Genomic DNA, 22,274 nt, shown 5'->3' on the forward strand with positions numbered 1-22,274 from the left:
AGCCCACCCTTCAAATCAAGAAGGCGCCCAGCCTCGATCTCGGCGCTCTTCTCGGGAGGCGGCACGGCAGTGCCGGGTCCCGCATGGTGCCTCCTGACGCCCGTCACTCTCATAGGTAACTTTCACGGGAACCGGGGAATGCGTATCGGAGCCGCGTGATGAGCGATGTCGGACTCCCGTAAGTTAGCGGGTTCAAAGGGCGAGGTGACTGATCCAGATTAAAGGAACGAGTGGATACGGGGTCGAAGCTAAAGCGTATCGCCGACTGACCTGGGTTAATGCTCTGGCGCGTAAAGCGGCGTTGACTAGGCTGAAAGCTATCGATTTGCAGGATCATCGCGGAGTCAACGGATGGCTGATCTCGAGACCTATCGCAACAAGCGTGACTTCTCGCGCTCGCCGGAGCCCCGCGGCAAACGCGGCAAGCAGCGTTCGCGGTTGAGTTTCGTGATTCACAAGCATGACGCCAGCCAACTGCACTATGACCTGCGGTTGGAAGAAGACGGCGTGTTGCGCAGCTGGGCGCTGCCGAAGGGGCCCGGTCTCGATCCCGGCGAGAAGCACCTGGCGGTTCAGGTCGAGGATCACCCGCTCGACTACGGCGATTTCGAGGGGGTGATCCCTGACGGCTACGGTGCCGGCACGGTGATGCTCTGGGATCGTGGCGAATGGCGGGTGACCGGCAAGCACGACGACGGCCAGATCGATTTCGAGCTCGACGGCGCCAAGCTCAAGGGGGCCTGGACGCTCAAGCGAATGAGTGGCCGAGGAAGCGGCGGAAAGCGGCAGGACGGCAAACAGTGGCTGATGATCAAACGCCATGACGCCACCGATTCCCACGTGCCCGACAGCCTGGACGACATCAGCGTGGCTTCGAACCGGCGCATGACGGAGATCGCCGAAGGGAAGTCCCCATCCTCTCCATTGACAGGCTCTTCATCAACGGCAGGTTCGTCACCAGCAGCCTCGTCATCAACCACCTCGGCATCGAAGTCCTCGTCGAAGAACGCCTCATCCCCTCGATCCTCATCGTCAAGAACCTCATCGAAAACCGAGAGCAAGCGCTCGACCGGTGGCCGCAAGGCCCGGACCATCAAGATCGATCCCGGTCAGCTCGAGGGCGCACGCAAGGCCAACCTACCGCCCCGTCCTGCGGCGCAGTTGGCCACGCTGGTCGAGGAAGCACCGGCCGATGACGACTGGTTCCACGAGATCAAGTTCGATGGCTACCGCATTCTGGCGCGACTCGACCGAGGCAAAGTGAGCCTGCTGACGCGCAACGGCCACGACTGGCGGGACCGGTTTCCGGAGATCGCCGAGGCGATCGAAGCGCTGCCGCTGGAGAAGGCGCTGTTCGATGGTGAGGTCGTCGCGCTGAGACGCGACGGCATCAGCGACTTCCGGCGCCTGCAGGGGGCACTGAGCGACGAGAAGACCGCCGGACTGGTGTATCAGATCTTCGATCTGCGTTATCTCGACGGCCTCGGGCTCGAGGGTATGGCGCTCGACAACGTCGCCCTGCGCGACCGCAAGGCGCTGTTGGCGCAGACCTGTGACGCGGTGAAGATCGGCAATGGTGGTCTGCTGCGCTATACCGATCATGTCGAAGGGCAGGGCGCGGCGTTCTACCAGCAGGCGAGTCGCCAGGGCCTGGAGGGCATCGTTTCCAAGCGTGCCGACTCCTTCTACCGGGGCCGTCGCAACCGGGACTGGCTGAAGGCCAAGACCGAGCGTCAGGCCGAGTTCGTGGTCGGCGGTTATACCGATCCGAAAGGGTCGCGCAGCGGCTTCGGATCGCTGTTGATCGGCGCCTACGACGACGACGGCAAGCTGCGCTACTGCGGCCGGGTCGGCGCTGGTTTCTCCAATGACCAACTCGCCGAGTGGCAGCGGGAACTGGCGCGCTCGCCGCGCAAGACCTCGCCTTTCGTCGAGCGCGATATTCCCGATCTGGCCGGTAGCCACTGGGTCACGCCCAAGCGCGTGATCGACGTCAATTTCAGCGAATGGACCAACGATGGCCGCCTGCGCCACCCGCGCTTTCGCGGCCTGCGCGAGGATCGCGATCCCCACGACATTCGGCTGAACCCGCAGCGAGTGACGGAGCCGTCCATGAGCGAGAAAGCGAGTGAACCTGCCCCCCAAAAGCGTTCGACCCGGAGGCGATCCGGTGGCGGCGACGTCGAGATCGAGGGCATTCGGCTGACGCACCCCGACCGGGTGCTGTTCGAGGACCAGGGCATCACCAAGCGGGCGCTGGCCGAATACTATGCCGAGCATGCCGGGTGGATCCTGCCCGGACTCGCCGAGCGGCCGTTGACGCTGCTGCGCTGCCCCAGCGGTGTCGGCGAGACGTGTTTCGTCCAGAAGCATCCCAGCGAGACCATGCCGGACAGCCTGCCGAGCGTGGCCATCGCCGAAAAATCCGGCAGACACGACTATCTCTACGCGCGCCGTGCCGCCGACCTGGTGGCGCTGGTCCAGATGGGCACCGTCGAATTTCACCTCTGGAACAGCCGCGTCGACGATCTCGAGCGCCCCGATCAACTGGTGTTCGATCTCGATCCGGCACCGGACTGCGAGTGGCAGGCGGTCATCGACGTCGCCGGCGAGCTGCGCCAGGCGCTGTCCGAGCTCGGACTCACCGCCTTCCTGCGCACCACCGGCGGCAAGGGCCTGCATCTGGTAGTCCCGCTCAAACCGCATGCCGATTGGGAGACCGCCAAGGGGTTTGCCGAAGCCGTATGTGAACGCTGCGCCGACCGTCATCCCGACCAGTTGACGCTCAACATGTCCAAGCAGGCTCGCCGCGGCAAGGTGTTCCTCGATTATCTGCGCAACGGTCGTGGCGCCACGGCGGTGGCTTCCTATTCGGTACGCGCCAAGCCCGGCGCGCCGGTGGCGACGCCGATTCGCTGGGAGGAGCTCGGGCCGAAACTGAGGGCCGATAATTACACGCTGGCCAATCTGCCGCGCCGGCTGGCTTCGCTCAAGCACGACCCGTGGGCAGGATTCGACGACGTCCGCGAGCGATTGACCCAGAGGCGCTGCCGGAATGGAGGTCTGAATGGCTGACGGGACCGAGGTCGGGAAGATCGTGTCGCGCAACGACTGGCACAAGGCGGACGTCGGCAAGCAGGACCGAGTTCTCTTCGACACTGACGAACTGGTGCCGACGCCTCCGCGGGATATCGAGGTGGTGCACTTTCTGCCTGAAGGCGCGATCGACCATCAGTGGTATCAGTACCTCTACTTTCTCGGGCCGGATGGCGATGGCGAGACGTCCGACGCCGCACTCGCCAACAGCGGGGGAGGGGACCGTTCACTGGGTGATGCGGCACAAGGCCCATGTCGGCGCGCCACGTGACCACGACGGCCGCAGCGGCATGAACAGGACGCAACTGATCGGGGCGCTACGACAAGGTGAATAGATCTGGCGATCGGCACCGGAATGGCTGGAATATTCACACCTCTTTGATCTGCCATCGGTGGCGACGTTGCCTGACCGACCCTTCCGACTGGGCAGAAAACCGCCGGGACAGGAAGGCGGCCAAGCAAGTACGAGCGAATGCAACATCAGGCGGCGGAGACAGCCGTGCGGTGTCGACCAGCGGCGATCAGGGCCTTCTCGAGATCCCGTATCTGGCACTTGTAGGCCGAGCAGTTCGCGCAAGTGACGTGAGCCCCTCCCTTCTGCTTGATGGGCAGACGAAACCGGTCATGGCCGCAGACGCTGCAGTCGAGGTTCAGGGTGACGGTCATCATGCCGAACGTCGCGTCGCCGGCTGTCGCTCCAGCCGGCCGACACTCTCCCTCGCCATCTGCAGAATCAGTCCGCGCGACAGGTTCAGCGCGTGAAGCGTGTAGCTGGGCGAGGCAAGATCGGCCTGATGGCCGTAGGTATCGATAAATTCACCGCACTCCTTACAGGTGATTTCATCCCAGTCCCGGGGGCTGTCTGCGGATACAGAGTGGGTATTGCCACAGCGGGTGCATGAAATGTGATGTTTCATGACCATCCCTCCTTGGTGGTTGCTGGCCGTCCTGGCCAGCGAGTTTAGGCAGTCCCTGCCTCGTGCGGTTCGACGATCCTTGTCGATTCTGGCCAGCGATCCCTGCTAGCGTTGAAACACTTTGGCATAGCCATTAACATTGTACAATATATATTTTTCGTGCAGTTTTTGTATCGATAAACAGCCCGATTCCATGGAAAGGGAGCTGTTTATCGGCAGCGTGTTTACGTCTTTATCGGTTTTTAATAAAGGTTTTTATCCTTTTTTATTATCGTTTTATATGGCTTTTGACTGCACTTGGCGATCAGGAAAGAGCCTCGTTCTCTAAATTTAATTAACTTTATTTGTACAGCGGCCAATGGAGCGTCTCACGACATGGCAGTGCCGGATCGGGGCCGCGCTCGGCGAGACGAAGGATTAGCAGATGAGGTTCGCCATCCAGTGTCAGCCATGCTTCGAAAGCGCTGTCGGCCAGCGGCTCGCCATCCAGCGTGGCGCCGGCGGGATTGTCTTCGGAGGCCCGCTCGACACGGATCATGCAGGCGCTGCCCTCGAGGTTGACGGTGGCCGAGAACCCCGGCCAGGCATCCGGGATGCAGGGGGCGACGATCAGCGTGCGCCCTTCGCGCCGGATTCCCAGGATGCCGGCCACGCCCGCCTGATACATCCATCCGGCGGAGCCGGTGTACCAGGTCCAGCCGCCGTGGCCGACGTGCGGCGGTTCGGAGTAGACGTCGGCGGCGATCACGTAGGGTTCGACCCGGTAGCGCGCCACGGCTTCTGGGGTCAAGGCATGGTTGATTGGGTTGAGCAGCGAGAATAGTGCGTGGGCCTTGTCCGCCTGCCCCAGCTTGGCGAAGGCCAGGATCGACCACATCGCGGCGTGGGTGTACTGTCCGCCATTCTCGCGTAGGCCGGGCGGATAGCCCTTGATGTAGCCGGGCTCCATCGCCGTCTGGTCGAACGCCGGCGTGAACAGCATTGCCAGACGATCGTCATGGCGAATCAGGTGGCGCTCCACCGATGCCATCGCCTGTGCCGCACGAGCGGGGTCCGCGCCTTCCGAAAGGACCGCCCAGGACTGGGCGATGGCGTCGATGCGGCAGGCGTCGTTGTCGCGGGTGCCCAGCCACTGGCCGTCGTCGAAGGTGGCGCGGCGATACCACTCGCCGTCCCAGGCGTGGTTTTCCAGCGCCTGGCGCAGCGTCTCGGCGCGCTCCCGCCAGCGTTCGGCTCGGGCGCGTGCTTCCGGCGCATCGCGCGCCTCGGCCAGCGGCGCGAACAGTTTCAGCGTGCGCAGCAGCAGCCACCCCAGCCACACACTCTCGCCGCGCCCGGCCTCGCCGATACGGTTGAAGCCATCGTTCCAGTCACCGGTGCCGATCAGCGGCAGACCGTGTTCGCCGAACTGCTCGAGCGCCTGATCCAGGGCGCGGGCGCAGTGCTCGAACAGGCAGGCCCGCTCGTCGGCCACCAGCGGCTGGGCGAAGTCATCGTGCGCCCCGGGGGCGAGTGGCGGGCCTTCCAGGAAGCCGACACCTTCGTCCAGCACGTCGGGATCGTCCGTGGTCCGAATGTAGCTGGCGGTCGCAAACGCGAGCCACACCCGGTCGTCGGAGATTCGAGTACGAACGCCCTGACCGGAGTGTGGAAGCCACCAGTGCTGGACGTCGCCTTCGACGAACTGGCGACCGGCCGCGCGAAGCAGGTGATGGCGGGCCAGCGCCGGCATGGCGAAGGTCATCGCCATGCCATCCTGCAACTGGTCGCGGAAGCCGTAGGCGCCGCTGGCCTGATAGAACGCCGAACGCGCGACGATGCGGCAGGCCAGCGTCTGATACAGCAGCCAGCCGTTGAGCATCACGTCCATCGCCGGGTCCGGCGTCGTCACCTGCAGCGTGCCATGCAGCGTCTGCCAGTAGGCTTCGACCTCGCCCAGCTTGGCATCGAGATCGGCGTGCCGGTAGCGCGTTATCAGCTCGCGGGCGGCCTCGTCGTCGTTGGCCTGGCCCATGAAAACCACGATTTCGACCGATTCGCCCGGCGCCAGTGTCAGCGAGCACTGCTGCACCGTGCATGGGTCGTAGCCCGCGCCGGTGCTGGCGGTCAGCGGGCGGAGGTCGGTCAACGCTTCCGGGGCGGCGAGCGACCCCTGACCCAGGAACTCGTGGCGATCCGCCGTCCAGCCCGTTTGGCGGCCATCCATGTCGGCGAATCCAACCCGCCCCGGGAATGCCTGGCTCCAGGGGTTGCGCATCAGCAGCGCGCCAGTGGCGGCATCGTGCCGGGATACCAGGTAAGGTGCCGTTTTGGCACGCGAAGTGCCCATCACCCACGCGGTGTAGGCGGTGACGATCAGTCTGCGAGAGGTCGCGGTGCGGTTTTCCAGCGTCAGCCGCGATATCTTGATCGGGTCGTTCAGTGGCACGTACTGCAACAGCACCATGGAGAGCTGCGGCGTGTCGTGCTCGAAGCGGCTGTAGCCAAAGCCGTGACGAGCGACATGTCGGGCCTGATGTCCGGGGCGCGTCCGGCACGGGCGGGCGGTGACGGTCGTCAGCGCGCCGCTGTCGGCGTCCTGGACGTAGATCACCTCGCCGGGCAGGTCGCTGACCGGATCGTTGGACCATGGGGTGAGCTGGTTCTCGCGGCTGTTGTCCGCCCAGGTATAGCCGCCGCCTTCCGCGGATACCTGGAAGCCGAATCCGGCATTGGCGATCACGTTGATCCAGGGTTGCGGCGTGGTATCGCCATTGTCGAGCACGCAGACATACTCGCGGCCTTCGTGATCGAAGCCGCCGGTGCCGTTGAAGAACGTCAGCTCCCCCAGTGGTGGGCGTGTCGAGGGCGCTGTCACCGGGCGGGGCAGGAACGCCGGCGCGTCGGCTCCTCCATTGGGTACGACGTGGTCGTGCTCGGGGGCGTCGGTCCGGGTGGCGAATCCGCCCGGTAGCTTGTCGGCTGGCCTTGCCAGCAGCGTGTCGAGCTGGGCGGTCAGGGCGCCCTTGCGTGCCGTCAGCACGACGCGGGCGACCGACAGCAGCAGTTCGTGACTGGCCAGACCCAGTTGGGTGGCACGCAAGGGGTAGACGGAGCCCAGCGGCGGATTGCCATCGACATGCGTGGGCGGGCGGTTGGAGCGAACCGCCGATTCGATCGCCTCCTGCAACTCCTGCAGATAGGAGTGGGCGCGCTCGTTGAGTACCACCAGGTCGACGCCGAGCCCCTTGGCGCGCCAGTATTCGTGGGCGCGCAGCAGCGTCTTCAGCCAGGCCACTTCCTCGAGATCGCCAAGCCGTAGCAGCACGATCGGCAGATCCCCGGAGATGCCCATCGGCCAGAGGTTGGATTGCATCGACAACCCGCGCTTCAGGGTCTCGGAAGCTGGCCGGAAACGGGGGTCGCTGTAAAGGATCGGCGCCGCCAGGCGCTGAAAATCGGCGGCTTCCTCCAGGTCGATATCGAGGTGGCGCAATTGCACCTGGGCCTGGGTCCAGGCAAGCGTGCGGGCGCGGTCGAAGGCGCTAGTGTCGTGATGCTTGTCGATCAGTGCCAGCAATGACTCGCGGCTGTCGGCGACCACGGTCCAGAAGTCGATGTGGGCGATGTGCCCCGGCGTGATATGCAGGACGTGCCGCAGCGAAAAGATGGGGTCCAGCACGACACCGGTCGTGTTCGACAGCGGCTGGCCGCCCAGCGCCAGGGCATGGCCGAGCCGGCGCCCCCGCCCCAGGAAGCGTGCGCGATCCGTCTCATATTGAAGCGCTTCGCCCTCACCCTTGAACACCGCGAAATGCGCCGCCCAGATCGGTGCTTCCTGGGCATCCCGACGACGACGGGTCGCGGTCAGCGCGCCGTATTCGGCGACGAATTCCGTTTCGACGAACATTTTGGCGAAGGCCGGGTGGGCGTCATCGGTGGACGGCTGGGTCAGCACGATCTCGGCGTAGGAGGTCACCTCGATCGTTGCGGCATGACGGCCGCCATTGGTCACCGAGACACGGCGGACTTCGCCGTCGTCCTCGCCGGATACCAGCACCTCCAGCGTGGTGGTGAGGTCGCCGTCGCGGCGCGTGAAATGAGCGTGATCCTCGGCGAAAACCACCTCTCGCCAATCGGCTGCCTTGGCCAGCGGATGCGCGCCGGCGGACCAGCAAACGTTGCTGTCTCGATCGCGCAGCAGGATGAAGCCGCCCCAGTCATCGCAGGTGGGGTCTTCACGCCAGCGGGTGATCGCCTGGCGCTGCCAGCGGCTATAGCCGGCGCCGGCCGCGGTCAGCATCACGCTGTAACGGCCATTGGATAGCAGATGGGTCAGTGGCGGCGCGGTGGGCTCGCCCTCGAGTCGACGTACGGCGGCCGCGGGCGCGATGGCGCTCGAGGGGGTCGCGTGATCGGCATCGTTGGGAGATGGCAGGGTCGCGACTTCCCGCGGTAGGCGTTCCTGCAGCAGCAACTCGCTGGCCTGGATCATCGGCTCTCTGTGGAAATGGCCACGCAGTCGCCCCTCCAGCAGGCTATTGGCGATGGCCGCGATGGTCATCCCCTGGTGGTGTGCCATGACGTTGCGCACGATGACGAAGGTTCGTTCGAGGGGCAGTCGCGTCGGCGTGAAGTCGATCGCTTCGAAGAACCCGAAGTGGCTTTCCGCCTTCATCGAGCGCAGGCGGGCGAAGTTCTCCAGCGCCGCGCGGGGAGCCACCATGGTCGCCAGCGCGGTGGCATAGGGGGCAATGACGAGGTTGTCGCCCAGCCCGCGCTTGAGGCCCAGTTCCGGTACGCCGAAGTTGGAATACTGATAGGTGAAGTCAATATCCCTGGCGTTGTAAGCGGATTCGGAAATGCCCCAGGGGATATCCTGGCGCTTGGCGTAGAAGCGCTGGCTGGCCACGACCAGTCGATTGGTCTGCTCGAGTAGGCTGCCCAGTGGCGCACGCATGACGAGAGAGGGCATCAGGTATTCGAACATCGATCCCGACCAGGAGATCAGCGCGACGCCATCCTTCAGCGGTGTCACCGCCCGCCCCAGACGGAACCAGTGGCGGGTGGGCAGGTCGCCCTTGGCGATCGCCAGAAGGCTGGCCAGGCGGGCCTCGGAGGCGAGCAGGTCGTAGCAGCCTTCGTCGACCAGATCCTCCCGCGGGGCGTAACCGATCGACATCAGCTTTCGCTCCGGCACCATCAGGAACTTGAAGTCCATTGCCAGGGCCAGTCGGCGCGACAGATCCGCAAGGGCGACAAGCCGCTGCCGCAGACTAGCTTCTTGCGCGGGTTCATCGACTCCCGATGGTACGTTGCCACCCGTTTTGCGCAGGGAGGACAGCGGTGCGGTGTCCTCGGCGTCGCGGCGATGCTCATCCAGACACTGCCGCAGTATCGACATCCAGTGTCGTGGCGACACCTCCCCGGTCGCGCCGTCGATCTCCGCCGCGGTGCTCTGTTGGGCGTCGAGCAGACGCAGGCAGTCGTCGATCGATCGACGTAGAGAATCGCAGTACTCGATACCGTAGTCGGTCGTATCGAGGTGGCTCGAGAGCGTGTCCAGTTCGTCGAGCAGCGCCGTTCGGGTCTCGGCGTCCAGACTCTCCGTGGCGGCGATATCCTCCCGGCATAGCAGCAGGGTGTCGGCGAGGCCCTCGCGAGGGTCGAGAACGTGGGGATGGGTTATCCACGCTTCGCAGGCGTTGGCCAGAGTGATCAGGTGGCCGGCCAGGTTGCCGCTGTCGACCGTGGAGACATAGAGGGGATCGAGCGGGGCGAGCGTTCCCGTATCGTACCAGTTGTAGAAATGGCCCTTGCAGCGCTCCATCCCGAGCAGCGTGGTCAGCGTAGCTTCCAGTCGTTCCACCGCGCGATGGGTGCCGATCCAGGCGAAATCCCTGGCGGCGACGCACGCCAGCAGATAGAGGCCGATATTGGTCGGTGAGGTGCGCTGGGCGATGACCGGTTTGGGGTCCAGCTGGAAATTGTCCGGTGGCAACGCATGGGAGTCCGCGGTCACGAAGGTGTCGAAGAACTGCCAGGTGCGCCGGGCGATACGGCGCAATGCCCGCGCCTGTGGCGGCGACAGGCGCAGGTTGTCGGTGGTATCGGCCGGGGCTCGGCTGGTCCACAGCGCGATCAGTGGCGCGATCAGCCAGAGTGCCAGCAGCGGCAGAACGAGGGCCCATGCAGGCGGTTCGACGATCGCGAGGCCCAGCGCCAGCGCCAGGCTCAACAGCGTGCCGCCGGCCATTTCGCGGCCGAAGCCGGCCGCGCCGAGACGCTCGTTGCCGGCCAGCTGCGACGCCGTCGTCCACTCCAGCAGATGGCGCTGGGAGACGTAGACGCGAAAGAGCGTGCGGAGGATGGCATCGCCCATCTGCCACGCCTGATCCGCCAGCAGGGTCAGGCTCAGCAGGCAGCGTCCCATCTCGGTTCGCAGGTCCCGGGCCAGTGTCCGCCAGTGATGGCGCCAGTTACCGTCGCGGCGATGCGGCTTGAGCGCGGAAGCGACCGGGATCAGCGCGGGGATCACCAGACACGCCAGGGTCAGTGCCATGGCAGTGATCGCGGCCGACGTCGGCAGCCAGGCGCAGATCATCAGCGCGCCGAACAGGCTCGGCGCCAGCAGCGATCGGCGCAGGTTGTCGGCGATCTTCCAGCAGCCGACGGCGGTCAGCGCCTGGCGGTCCGAACGCTTCCCCCAGAACCAGGGCAGTAGCTGCCAATCACCCCGTGTCCAGCGGTGCTGGCGTCTGGACGCGACGTCGTAACGTTCCGGGTAGGCTTCGACGACTTCGACATCCGACGCCAGACCGGCCCGCGCGAAGAGGCCCTCCAGCAGATCGTGGCTGAGCAGGCTGTTCTCGGGAATCCGGCCCACTAGCGAGCGCTCGTAGGCGTCCACGGCGTAGATACCCTTGCCCGCGAACGACCCCTCGCCGAACAGATCCTGATAGAGATCCGACACCGCGGCGGTATAGACGTCCATGCCGCCGGGAGCGGAAAACAGCCGCTGGTAGCGCGACCCCTGCCGGCCGATGGGCAGCGAGGGCGTCACCCGGGGCTGGAGAATGGCGTGGCCGCGAACGACCCGATCGTTGGGCCCGAAAACCGGCTGATTGAGCGGGTGCGCCATCTTGCCGACCAGCCTGGCGATGGTGTCGCGAGGCAGGCGGGTGTCGCTGTCCAGCGTGACCACGTAGCGCACGCCGGGCGGCACCCAGGGCGTGTGGCCATCGACGGAGATATAGGAGGTATCATCGGCGCCACGCAGCAGGCGGTTGAGCTCGGTCAATTTGCCGCGCTTGCGCTCCCAGCCCATCCAGCAGCCCTCGCTGGCATTGTAGAGTCGGCGGCGACAGAGCAGCAGGAAGCGCGGGCCTGCCGGGCCGTTGCCATGACGCTGGTTGAGGCGCGCCATGGCGTCCACCGCACTGGCCAGCAGGATGTCGTCGCTGGCGAGTTCGGCGGTATCGGCGTCGCGGCCGTCCAGCAGCAGGGCAAAGGTGATATCGCCGCCGGTTCCGGAAAGATAGTGCACTTCCAGCCGCTCGATCAGCTCGCGCAGGGCAACCGCTTCGGTCAGCATGGACGGGATCACGACCAGCGTTCTCAACGTGGCGGGAACGCCCTCCTCTAGCGCCAGCCCGGGAAGCGCCTCGCCGCCGACCCCCTCGCCCAGGGCCCGATTGGCCAAGGCTGTCGCGACCTCATAGGCGGGCAGGAAAATCAGCGCCAGCCAAGGTAGCTGCCAGGCTGGCGGTAGTCCGGTCGCATCCAGTGCCCATACGGCCGATCCCAGCAACAGTAACGTAATGACGCTGGTGGCGCAGATATAGCCGGCCAAGCCCAGCTTCAGCATGGCGCGCCGGACTCGCAGGCCCACCGGTGGTCGAAAGCCGAGCGAGCGTTCCAGCTCGCTGCGACCGTCGGCGACCAGGTAGTAGCCCGGATCGGCGCGTCGCTCCGCTTCGGCCGGCGGGCAATCCGGCGGCGGTGGCGATAGCGCGCCGTCCAGGGCCTGTTCGGTCACGAACAGCTCGTCCCGACGCGAGCCGCGGGCCAGTTGTTCGATGGCATTGCGATAGCGGTCACGGGTGACGAAGTCCATCTCCGCGAAGCGGCTGTGCGCCCGCAGACGTTGATCGACCAAACTAACCTGCTCGACCTGGGTCGCCCAGTCGAAATCGGCGATATGCCGAAGGCTGGTGATCGCGTTGCGTACGCTGACGTTGGATGCGCCCTGGCGTTGATGGGCGTTATGCACGACGTTGGCGATCGACGTGTCCTGGCGGGCGAACTCCTGCTCCAGCCAGACCAGCGCCGGCACCTTGCCGGGATCCTGATCCTTGAGGCGCTTGACCATCTGGGCGTAGAAGTGGGCGGCAAAGGGGTCGGTGATGTCGAGATGGGCGTAAGCCTGCAGCAAATGGCCATCGGCCTCCCGTCGCAGCAGGCTTTCGCACAGGGTGTCGGCCTCGTCCCGGGCTTCCCGCGCACGGATGATCTGGTCCGAGAGTCGGCGCAGGTTCTCCACCAGCACCAGGCGCAGACTGATGGCGATCGCCCACAATTCGCCGATGGTCAGCGCTTCGATACGCTGGTAGGCGTTGATGAACCGGGACAGGGTGAGGGGATCGAAATGGCTGTCGGTATGGGCGACGTAGGCCCAGGTCAGGCCGAGCACGCGCGGGTAGCCGGCGAAGGGACCGTCGGCCAGCTTGGGCAACTGGCGGTAGTAACCCGGCGGCAGATCCTCCCCGATGTCGCTGACGTGTTTCTCGACATGGTGGTAGTGGTCGAGCAGCCACTCCGCGGCTGGCACGATGCTGCGGCGCTGGGCGACTTCGTTGGCAATGCTGCGATAAGCGGCGCCCAGTGCCACCGTGTTGTCGTGCAGTCGTCGATGCAGGGGCAGTACCGCTGGCGGATGCAGGGTGATCGGCTGTGCCAGCGCGAGGCTCTGGGCGTGCTGTTCGAGCCGTTCCGGGCCGAAGAGCTCTTCGCGGACCGGGATTTCGTCATCCCAGGGGGGGCGCGGGCTGGCAATGGCGTCGCCTCGGCGCCACCAGGCGTTCATGGTCTGCCCCCGTGCGGAGAGGGGCGGGGAAGCGCGATCGGCAAATCGTAGCATCGATGCATTGGTGATCTCCTGCCGCCGACCGAGAGGACCAGAGCTCGGGTCGAGGCGGTAACGCCATGCCATGGTGAAAAACGAAGCACGCCTGCTGGCGTTAGGCGGTGTCACTCGAAAGTTCGTCGAGTGTCGAAGTGGAAAGCGCCATGACCGACCGTCACGGCGTGCGACGAGATGGGGGAATCACGAGAGGTGCAGGCCGACCACGAATGATCGGCACGCGCCTGGCGAGAGTCCGAGCAGATCGTGAAGTCAGTATGGATGCTGGATGGCGAATTAGCGAATACTAACTTCGGCGCCAGACAGGGCGTTCGGCGCGGCGACACGGTGCGCCCTTTGCGAGTTGGGCATCCTGCCGAGAAAGTAGTGGTCAGCCTTGGGATAAGCGACTAGTTTCGAGAGGCTCGGCTCTGTCGAGTCGTGCAGTTTCGAATCTCCCGGCCATACCGTTTTCCTCTCGTTCGAGAACAGGAGGCGCGCCTCCGAGGAAGTCGCGATGAAGATCACCCCGTACGAGCAGCGAGTGCTCGTTTTGAGAAAGAGAAATGCCCCCAAGGAGGGGAGTCTCACGACCAAGGCGACATTGAGTAAGGTGCCGGTAGGCACCCTCAAGACACGCATCAGGAAACTCGTCGAGAGCGGTCTCGACAGGGATCGTGCGATCGAGGTCGCGCTGGGCCGTCCCATCGGCCCGCAGGGGCGGCCAAGAAAGGTCTAAGCATTCAAGACTTTATCGAGACGCTTCTATTGCGAAAGGGGAAGTCGGTCATGGAATGCGCGGGGTTCGGGTGACGGTTCGACGCTCCTGGCCTTCGACGCGAGGTCGACCCGGCCTGACACGGTGGTGAATGGGGAATTACAGGCCAAAGCCTGCTCTCGTCGGGCTTTTGCCGAGAAGTCTATTGGATAGACTGCTCGTCGTTTCGTTTCCTGCGGAACCATTCCTTGGCCCCGATTTCGGTCGGGGCTTTTTTGTGGCTCGATACCCGCATAAGGATTACGAACTCGGCGATATCGGACGTTGGCGAAGCTGCGGCTCAACCGCCCGGTCATCACAGCCTCAGGTGCGAAGCCAACGATAAAGCAGTTTGTAGAACGCTGTGTCGGTCAGTTGATGGTATCGCGATAGATCGCGCTTTTGGCCGAATTGCAACTCAGTGAAGTATAACTCGTCCTCCGCCTTGATGACCTCCTTGGTGTCGTCCTCATCGGAAGATGAAAACAGTAGTATTCGAGAACCATGAAGAAATTACTCATCGGGAACGATGTGCAACTTGCAACTGCCGAAAGAAAAAGTCAGTTCCTGCAGCGTTGGTTCGAAGATTTCGTCGAATTTTTCCAGCATATGGATGTTTTTGTCGTAGTGGATATCGATATCTTTTAGGCCTGGTTAACTAACCAATGTTTTTGATATTAGCCTGCAATAGGTGCAAGTATTTTTTACGATTTTCTAACTCTTTTTGGAACGATGTCAGACGCTGTTGGCAGACGATAGCTTCATCTTTGATATGGTTTTTAAACTGCTCGATGTCAACCATGATGTCTTTTGCCCGACGGTATCGAGAAACTCTCCGCATTCGGCGCAGTTTATCTCGTCCCACTCGACATGCGACTCGAGCAAGATCGGTTGGCTGTGAACGCAACGGGTGCAAGCGATGATGTCTTTCACGGTCAGCCCTCCTTGGCTTGGGGGGTGGTATTCTGGCCTAACCAGACGGTGGCAATCCTTGCTGATTGATGCAGAGCATCCCTGCCCGATCGATCCGGCTTTCCCTGCCGAATACACATTTCATGCTGGCACAGCAACTTATGCTGTCCAAGGGTTGTACGGTAATGGGGTTTATGTCTTATTATCCTGTGTTAAACAGTGTCTGGTAAGTCGCTGAATCAGCTAGGCTGATGTCCAATCATGCGAATTGAAATTTTTTGTAAATCGTCTGAATTCCGAAATCTAGACACTCACTTTCACGTATATTCACGCCGTTGTTAACGTTTTGTCATCTATCGGGGACTAGAGTGTTGATGTGATACTAGGATGGTATCGACACGCAGGGAGGCGCGAAGCAGGAGGCTCGGTTCGATATCAGGGAAGATGGGTCAGTACCAGCGCTCAGCCGTGAGGCTTGGCGCTTCTTCGTTGCCGTTTGGCTCGGGTGGCTAGAGCGCTTGGACAGGACGATATCGGATTGTCGGCATTCTTAATTGAACGCCGAGGTGTCGAGAACGCTATGCTTAGCGTCAGTGACCCATCAATTCGGAATCCCCATGAGTTCTCTAAGCCAACATAAAGCGTTCATTCTCTTGCTAACGCTGGTGTCCATCGCGTTCATCTGGCTACTGCTGCCTTTCTACGGCGCCGTGCTGTGGGCCGTGATCCTGGCCATCCTCTTCCAACCCATGCATCGCCGTCTGGTCGTCCGACTCAAGGGCCGGAACAACTGGGCTGCGCTCATCAGCGTGATGGCGTGCGTATTCATCGTCATCATCCCCATGTCGCTGATTTTCGGTGCCTTGGTACGTGAGGGGGCGAGCGTGTACCAGCGCGTGGGCAGCGGCGATATCGACTTCAATCAGTACATTCAGCAGTTCCAGGGATCGCTACCGGTTTCGGTTCAGAGCTGGCTGGGTGATGCGGGCTTCGGGAGCTTGTCCGATATCAGCAACCGTCTGGCTTCCGCGCTCGAGCAGGGGAGCCGGCTGATCGCCACGCATATGCTGAGCATCGGTCAGAATACGCTCCAGTTCCTGGTCAGTGCCGGGATCATGCTCTATCTATTGTTCTTCCTGTTCCGGGACGGGCGTTTGCTCGGACAACTGATACGCACGACGATCCCGCTGAGTGATGAGTACACCTACAAGCTGATCGAAAAGTTCACTGCCGTGGTGCGTTCCACCGTGAAAGGCAATGTGATCATCGCCATTGTCCAGGGGGCGATCGGGGGCGTTGCGTTCTGGGCGCTGGGTATCGAAGCCGCGCTGCTGTGGGGCGTGATGATGGCGTTCCTGTCGTTGCTACCGGCGATCGGCTCGGCGATCGTCTGGGTTCCGGTGGCTGCTTATCTGCTGCTCAGCGGGGCCTACGTGAAAGGCGTGATTCTGGTCTTCGTCGGCGTGGTGGTCATCGGGCTCGTCGACAATTTCCTGCGCCCACCGTTGGTGGGCAAGGAGACCAAGCTGCCCGATTACGTGGTGCTGATTTCCACCGTCGGCGGGATGACGCTGATGGGGATCAACGGATTCGTGCTCGGCCCGCTCATCGCCGCGCTGTTCATCGTCGTCTGGTCGCTGTTCCGACAGGAGCAGCAGCAGGAGGCCGAGATGTCTTCACGCGAGGGTGTGGCGAACGAGGCGATTCCCGAATCTCGCGAGCGCGGTACATCGGTGGATGGCTAGGCGATACCATTGTTATAGTGCTAACTAAATTTTAGGGCTTCTCTGATCAGGACACGGATGTCTGACTTCTCTCCATTTCCCGACACCACGGCTCGATGGGCCGTTGGGGCCACACTTGCGGGAGGCTGTACCAACTATGCGGGGCTCGAACCGCAGCAGACGCCGACGAGATCGGAAGCCCCGCCCCAGTTGTCCGCCACGGGTTTGGTGATTATGATAGGCGCCGCCTAGCCGGTATAGCTCAGTTGGCAGAGCAACGCATTCGTAATGCGTAGGTCGGTGGTTCGAGTCCACTTACCGGCACCAGGTTTTCCTTCCTTACCTCTTGCTTCCTACCTCCTTGCGTCATGTCCGGCCGCGGCAGTCGACAGCCTGGAGATACCTTGATTCTGTCCGCATGGCAAAGAAGCTGCTAGGCGATAGCTGGTTCGCGGCGAGTGGCGGTATCGACTTCCATCCTGCTCATGCAGATGACCCATACGCTCCATCCGCCGGGTGGCGCCACCGCTCTCATCGCGGTGATCGGCGTCGCAGAACTCCATGCTCTGGGCTGGTCGTACGCCTTTTTGGCGGTCGCGACCGGCTGCCTGCTGATGCTGCTGATCGCGGTGTTGATCAACAACCTGGCGAGGCATCGTCGATACCCGCTGCACTGGTGGTAGGGCGCTCGAGAGGTCGGTTCCTCACCCTTTTCGCGATCGCAGTACCACACCTTTCAGGCGGCAGCCGGCGGTGGTGCTCCTTACACTCAGGCTTTTCGTCGGAATTTCGCCTCGAAGGCGGGTCGATGCGGGCGGGTCGATCCGGATGGGTCGGTGCTGACGGTCGATATTGACGGGCTAATGAGACGGGGGTGCCATGAAAACCTTTCGCTATGTCATGACCGTGATCGGCGTGGTGAGTTGGGGCCTCGGTGGAAGCGCGGCCTGGGCCAAGGGTGTGGATGCGCAGGCGCCGATGGACTGCACCGACTTCCGTTGCCATTTCGGGGATGCGCCCAAGGCCGATCTGCCATTGATCGCGGAGCCGTTCGTTTCTTTCTATCGGGACCAGGTCATCAAGCCGATGCGGCCTTACCACGACCGGGAGCCCACGGCCTGGCAACTGCCGGTATCCCGATCTCCCCGGGATAACCCTTCCGATGAGGCGGCGGTGCGCAGATCATCAGCTCGGGAGTGATCGTCCTGCCTCTGGTCTTTTACGTTCTGCCTCGAGGTGTCATGCGTTTGGATTGACTTGCGTGGTAACGACGCCCTGATCGTCACGCAGCGTTGGCTTGCCCTTGTCCGGAACGTCGTTTCCTGTCGCGAGACAGGGCGATCATCGCTTTCTCCAGATCCGCGGAGTAACACTTGAACGCCGTACAGTTGGCGCACCGCACCTGTTGTCTCTCGTCGGCTCGCACCGGGAGATGGAACTGGTCGTGGTCGCAGATCGAGCAGGTGAGATCGAGCGTGACGCGAATCATGGCGCACCTCTAGAGGGTGAAGGTTTGGTCATCGTCGTTGCGTGGGCCGTAGTGTGGCGGGCGTGTGTGACGCGATGATGAAGGCCGCATTGTCCCGTGTGCTTTTCTCCTCCACTTCCCGTCGGGAGGTAATTAAGGGTTATTTGATTTACGTTATCGTTGGCGTGATCGGTGAGTGTCACCGTGGCGTCTCCGGACGAGAGACCTCGAGGTTGAAATTCCTTGGCTCTTTTCTAGGATGGGTGTCCCACTGAAAGACAACTGAGGATCCTTTGACCCTTTCCTAATCAAGTTTAGTGCGGCGCATCATTCCGTTCGGCGCAGCGCACCTAGGACTGGATCTGAACCCTGATCACAAACTTGGAGGTGATTGGATGTCAGTACAGACCGCATCCCCTAAAACCCGAAACTCCGCGTGGACGAAGCAGGATCACTATCCGACACGCTTGCGTCAGCCGCAGGACGCGCTCTGGCAACAGCGTCAGGAGGACGTCGTCAAGGGGCGTCATCTCGATGGCCCGCTGAACGGCGAGCAACTGGATCGTTTCGAACGTGACGGTTTCCTGTTCGAGCCCAACTTTCTGGGCCAGGCGGAACTCGACGCACTACGCGCCGAGCTGGCCGCCATGCTGGACCGAGACGACTTCCGCGATCGGGATTTCTCGATCACCGAACCCCAGAGTCACGAGATCCGCTCGCTGTTCGCTGTCCACCACCTATCCCGCCGTTTTGCCGAATTGGCAGAAGACGAACGCATGGTGGGCCGCGCCCGGCAGATCGTCGGTGGCGACGTCTACGTACATCAGTCGCGGATCAACTACAAACCCGGCTTCCACGGCAAGGGCTTCAACTGGCACTCTGACTTCGAAACCTGGCACGCCGAAGACGGCATGCCGGAAATGCATGCTGTCAGCGCCTCCATCGTTCTGACGGACAACCATCATTTCAACGGCCCGTTGATGCTAATCCCCGGCTCGCACAAGGTGTTCGTGCACTGCCTCGGCGAAACGCCGGATGACAATCACAAGCAGTCGCTGAAACAGCAGGAGCTCGGGGTGCCGAGCAACGATGCGCTGCGTGAGTTGATCAAGGCGCGTGGTATCGATGCGCCCACCGGCGCAGCTGGCGGGCTACTGCTGTTCGACTGCAACACGCTGCATGGCTCCAATGCCAACATGTCACCGGATCCGCGCAGCAACGCGTTCTTCGTCTACAACCGTCGCGACAACGCCTGCGTCCAGCCATTCGGTGCCAGGAAGCAGCGGCCGTCGTTCCTGGCCCACCAGCCAGACGACGTGTGGACGCCGCAGCAGGGTACTCACTGAGGCGCCCTTGATCGCCGTCTCTCGGCCTTGAAGCATCCAGCCCGGGCCGGCGCGTGATGCCATAAGCCGCCGTTGGAGGTAGACTCGATGAGTTGCCGCCAGCGGCGGCTTCTTGTGTCTGGAGGTTGCCGTTTCGACGAGAACTTCGAGTCGTCGGGCGGTTCGTCACGTTCATCGCCATGACTTTGGAGTTCGACATGCCCTTTATCACCCGATTCCTCGACGGTCTCGAGACCGGCCTGCCGCTGGGCAAGATTCTCTGCGTGGGACGCAACTACGCGGAACATGCCAAGGAACTCAACAACCCGGTTCCCAAGTCGCCGATCCTGTTCATCAAGCCCCCGACCAGTGCCGTCGAACTGGAAGAGCCGATCGAGCGTCAGTTCAGCCACGGCGAGGTGCATTTCGAGACCGAACTGGCGCTGCTGATCGGCGAACGTATGAGTCGGGTCAGTGCGGAGGAGGCGATGAACGGCGTGGCAGGGGTCGGCCTGGCGCTGGATCTGACGCTGCGCGACGTGCAGTCCGCGCTCAAGGAGAAGGGGCATCCATGGGAGCGGGCCAAGGCGTTCGACGGCGCCTGCCCGATCTCGCGGTTCGTGCCGGTGGAGGGCGAGATCGACTGGGGCGCGATCACTTTTCACCTCGACATCAACGGCGAGCGCCAGCAGAGCGGCAAGACCAGCGACATGCTGTTCGACATGCCGGCGTTGATCGAAGAGATGACCCGGACCTTCACTCTCGAGCCGGGCGACGTGATCCTGACCGGCACGCCTTCCGGCGTGGGACAGCTTCCGCGCGATGCCGTTCTCGGGCTATCCCTGTCGCTGGGCTTGGATGTCGGCACGCGTACGCGATAAAACCCGCTACGGGCTACGGGCTACGGGCTACGGGCTACGGGCTACGGGCTACGGGCTACGGGCCACGAAGAGCGCCAGCGGCATTCACCGCTGGCGCTCTTCTCTTACCGGAGACCCTCTTGCTCTCGCGGCTCGTTACTCCAGATACGTATAGCCACTGAGCCCTTCCGACAGTTCACTGACGAACAGTTCGCGCTCTTCGACGCTCAGCGGGCTGGCGATCAGTTGCTCGGTGAGCTTCTGCTTGAGCGCCACGGCGTCGAAGTTGACGTAGCCGAGCACGTCGGCGACCGCGTCACCCTGCTGGACGTGGGAGAGCCGCCACTCGCCGTTATGGTCGAGGGCGACGTCCACCGAGTCGGTGTCGCCGAACAGATTGTGCAGGTCGCCGAGGATCTCCTGATAGGCGCCGACCAGAAACAGCCCGATCAGCTTGTCGTCATCGTCGTCCCACTCCGGCAGCGGCAGCGTGCTCTCGAGTCCCTGGCCGTCGACGTAGAGATCGATCCGGCCGTCGGAGTCGCAGGTGATGTCCTGGATCACGCCGCGGCGGGTCGGTTCGCGATCCAGCCCGGTCAGCGGCAGCACCGGGAACACCTGGTCGATCCCCCACACGTCCGGCAGCGACTGGAACAGCGAGAAGTTGGCGAACAGCTTGTCGGCGAGCTTCTCCGCCAGCTCGTCGGCGATTTCCCGGTGGGCGCGGTTGCGGCTGTCGAGTCGCTTGTGCAGGCGCTGGCACGCGGCGAAGTAGACCGACTCGCCCTCGGCGCGGGCCTGCATGTCGGCCAGTCCCAGCACGAAGCGATCCTGCAGTTCCCCCACGGCCTGGACCACGTCGTGATAGGCCTCGACCAGGTCCCGCGGCTCGCGCATGCCCTCGAGGCGATCGTAGACCCGCCATAGTTCGGCAACGTGGGCGTCTCCTTCGACCCGGCGCTCCGGTTCGATGTGCCCGAGCCGCTCCTCGCCGATCACGTTGGTGACCAGTACCGCGTGATGCGCGGTCAGCGCCCGGCCGGATTCGGAGATCAACTGGGGATGCGGCAGATTGTGGGTTTTGCAGATCTGACGGAAGGCCCACACCACGTTGGTGGCGTACTCCTGCATCGAGTAGTTGATCGAACAGAAACTGCGCGAGCGGGTGCCTTCGTAATCCACGCCCAGGCCGCCGCCGACGTCCACCGTATCGATCGGCGCGCCCAGTTCGCGCAGGCTGTGGTAGAAGCGGGCGCATTCGCGCAGGCCGCGCTGGATATCACGGATGTTGGCGATCTGCGAGCCGAGGTGGAAGTGCACCAGTTGCAGGCTGTCCAGCGCATCGGCGTCGCGCAGCCGTTCGGTGATGGCCAGCAACTGGCTGGCGGTAAGACCGAACTTGGATTTCTCGCCGCCGGTGTCCTGCCACTTGCCTTTGCCGACGGAGGAGAGTCGGGCACGCAGGCCGATGCGCGGTTTGACCTTGAGCTTTTTGGCCTCTTCCAGGATCAGGCTCAATTCGGAGTATTTCTCGACCACCAGGTAGACCTTGTGGCCGAGCTTTTCCCCCATCAGCGCCAGGCGGATGTACTCGCGATCCTTGTAGCCGTTGCAGACGATCAGCGACGAGCCCTCGTCGCCGGAGAGCGCCAGCACCGCCATCAGTTCCGGCTTGCTGCCCGCTTCCAGCCCGACCCGGCCATGGCCACGCTCCTGGGTGGCGAGAATCTCCTCGACCACGCGACGCTGCTGGTTGACCTTGATCGGATAGACCGCGGTATAGCTGCTCTGGTAGTCCTCCTCCTTCATCGCTCGGTCGAAGGCCATGCAGAGCTGTTCGACGCGATCGTGGAGGATATCGATGAATCGCACCAGCACCGGCAGACGCAGCCCGGCGTCGCGCAGGCGGTCGACCAGGGTGTCGAGCACCAGCGTCGGCCCGGGCACCTCACTGCCCAGCGGGCGGACCAGCGTGCGGCCCTGATCGTCGACATCGAAATAGCCGCTGCCCCACTGGTCGATGTTGTAGGTGCGGCGGGCTTGTGCGGCGGGGGAAGAGTGCTTCATGACGTTCTCCGAACAACCGGCGGTGATGAACCCCGGCGTGAACGATGA

The 22,274-nt window shown here is 63.1% G+C and carries 14 protein-coding genes and 1 tRNA gene; 9 read left to right on the forward strand and 6 right to left on the reverse strand.

What is annotated here, in order from left to right; translation table 11 throughout:
• Nucleotides 1-351: 351 nt before the first annotated feature.
• Nucleotides 352-3,075 (forward strand): DNA ligase D, encoded by a 2,724-nt coding sequence (ligD, locus tag F0A16_RS04205; protein WP_149434157.1) that lies wholly within the window; start codon nucleotides 352-354, stop codon nucleotides 3,073-3,075.
• On the forward strand, nucleotides 3,068-3,367 hold the full coding sequence (locus F0A16_RS04210) for a Ku family protein (protein WP_149434158.1): 300 nt from the start codon (nucleotides 3,068-3,070) through the stop codon (nucleotides 3,365-3,367). Before ligD ends, F0A16_RS04210 begins: the two co-directional genes overlap by 8 nt.
• A 209-nt stretch (nucleotides 3,368-3,576) precedes the next feature.
• On the opposite strand, the gene F0A16_RS04215 is transcribed toward F0A16_RS04210, so the two are convergent.
• The 3 genes from F0A16_RS04215 to F0A16_RS04225 form a co-directional block, all read right to left on the reverse strand.
• Nucleotides 3,577-3,765, reverse strand: coding sequence for a hypothetical protein (locus F0A16_RS04215; protein ID WP_149434159.1), 189 nt, complete (start codon nucleotides 3,763-3,765; stop codon nucleotides 3,577-3,579).
• Complete coding sequence (locus F0A16_RS04220; protein WP_149434160.1) at nucleotides 3,762-4,013, reverse strand: hypothetical protein; 252 nt, start codon at nucleotides 4,011-4,013, stop codon at nucleotides 3,762-3,764. The genes F0A16_RS04215 and F0A16_RS04220 overlap by 4 nt, the downstream gene beginning before the upstream one ends.
• Before the next feature lie 340 nt (nucleotides 4,014-4,353).
• Nucleotides 4,354-13,131 carry a GH36-type glycosyl hydrolase domain-containing protein gene (locus tag F0A16_RS04225; protein ID WP_239023706.1) on the reverse strand — a complete coding sequence of 2,926 codons (8,778 nt, stop codon included), beginning with the start codon at nucleotides 13,129-13,131 and terminating at the stop codon, nucleotides 4,354-4,356.
• Nucleotides 13,132-13,630: 499 nt separating this feature from the next.
• On the opposite strand from F0A16_RS04225, the gene F0A16_RS04230 reads away from it, so the two are divergent.
• Complete coding sequence (locus F0A16_RS04230) at nucleotides 13,631-13,852, forward strand: hypothetical protein (protein ID WP_149434162.1); 222 nt, start codon at nucleotides 13,631-13,633, stop codon at nucleotides 13,850-13,852.
• 753 nt (nucleotides 13,853-14,605) lie between these two features.
• On the opposite strand, the gene F0A16_RS04235 is transcribed toward F0A16_RS04230, so the two are convergent.
• A complete protein-coding gene (locus tag F0A16_RS04235; RefSeq protein ID WP_149434163.1) occupies nucleotides 14,606-14,803 on the reverse strand; it encodes a hypothetical protein in 198 nt (65 codons plus the stop codon).
• 596 nt (nucleotides 14,804-15,399) lie between these two features.
• Between F0A16_RS04235 and F0A16_RS04240 the strand changes: the two genes are divergently transcribed.
• From F0A16_RS04240 to F0A16_RS04255, 4 genes are all read left to right on the forward strand, one after another.
• On the forward strand, nucleotides 15,400-16,527 hold the full coding sequence (locus F0A16_RS04240) for an AI-2E family transporter (RefSeq protein WP_149434164.1): 1,128 nt from the start codon (nucleotides 15,400-15,402) through the stop codon (nucleotides 16,525-16,527).
• A 230-nt stretch (nucleotides 16,528-16,757) separates the two neighbouring features.
• A tRNA-Thr gene (locus F0A16_RS04245) sits at nucleotides 16,758-16,833 on the forward strand.
• Nucleotides 16,834-16,991: 158 nt separating this feature from the next.
• A complete protein-coding gene (locus tag F0A16_RS04250) occupies nucleotides 16,992-17,189 on the forward strand; it encodes an HPP family protein (RefSeq protein ID WP_149434165.1) in 198 nt (65 codons plus the stop codon).
• Nucleotides 17,190-17,385: 196 nt separating this feature from the next.
• Nucleotides 17,386-17,706, forward strand: coding sequence for a hypothetical protein (locus tag F0A16_RS04255; RefSeq protein ID WP_149434166.1), 321 nt, complete (start codon nucleotides 17,386-17,388; stop codon nucleotides 17,704-17,706).
• Between the two features lie 82 nt (nucleotides 17,707-17,788).
• Here the strand turns inward: F0A16_RS04255 and F0A16_RS04260 are convergent, their stop codons facing one another.
• Nucleotides 17,789-17,995, reverse strand: a complete 207-nt coding sequence (locus F0A16_RS04260) for a hypothetical protein (RefSeq protein WP_149434167.1) — start codon at nucleotides 17,993-17,995, stop codon at nucleotides 17,789-17,791.
• A 374-nt stretch (nucleotides 17,996-18,369) separates the two neighbouring features.
• Between F0A16_RS04260 and thpD the strand changes: the two genes are divergently transcribed.
• Nucleotides 18,370-19,320, forward strand: a complete 951-nt coding sequence (gene thpD / locus F0A16_RS04265; RefSeq protein WP_149434168.1) for an ectoine hydroxylase — start codon at nucleotides 18,370-18,372, stop codon at nucleotides 19,318-19,320.
• A gap of 197 nt (nucleotides 19,321-19,517) precedes the next feature.
• Nucleotides 19,518-20,180 carry a fumarylacetoacetate hydrolase family protein gene (locus F0A16_RS04270; protein ID WP_149434169.1) on the forward strand — a complete coding sequence of 221 codons (663 nt, stop codon included), beginning with the start codon at nucleotides 19,518-19,520 and terminating at the stop codon, nucleotides 20,178-20,180.
• A gap of 135 nt (nucleotides 20,181-20,315) precedes the next feature.
• Here F0A16_RS04270 and speA read toward each other — a convergent pair whose 3' ends face one another.
• Nucleotides 20,316-22,226, reverse strand: coding sequence for a biosynthetic arginine decarboxylase (gene speA / locus F0A16_RS04275; protein ID WP_149434170.1), 1,911 nt, complete (start codon nucleotides 22,224-22,226; stop codon nucleotides 20,316-20,318).
• Nucleotides 22,227-22,274: the final 48 nt, after the last annotated feature.

The sequence above is a fragment of the Salinicola corii genome, from assembly GCF_008298015.1.
Taxonomy (GTDB): domain Bacteria; phylum Pseudomonadota; class Gammaproteobacteria; order Pseudomonadales; family Halomonadaceae; genus Salinicola; species Salinicola corii.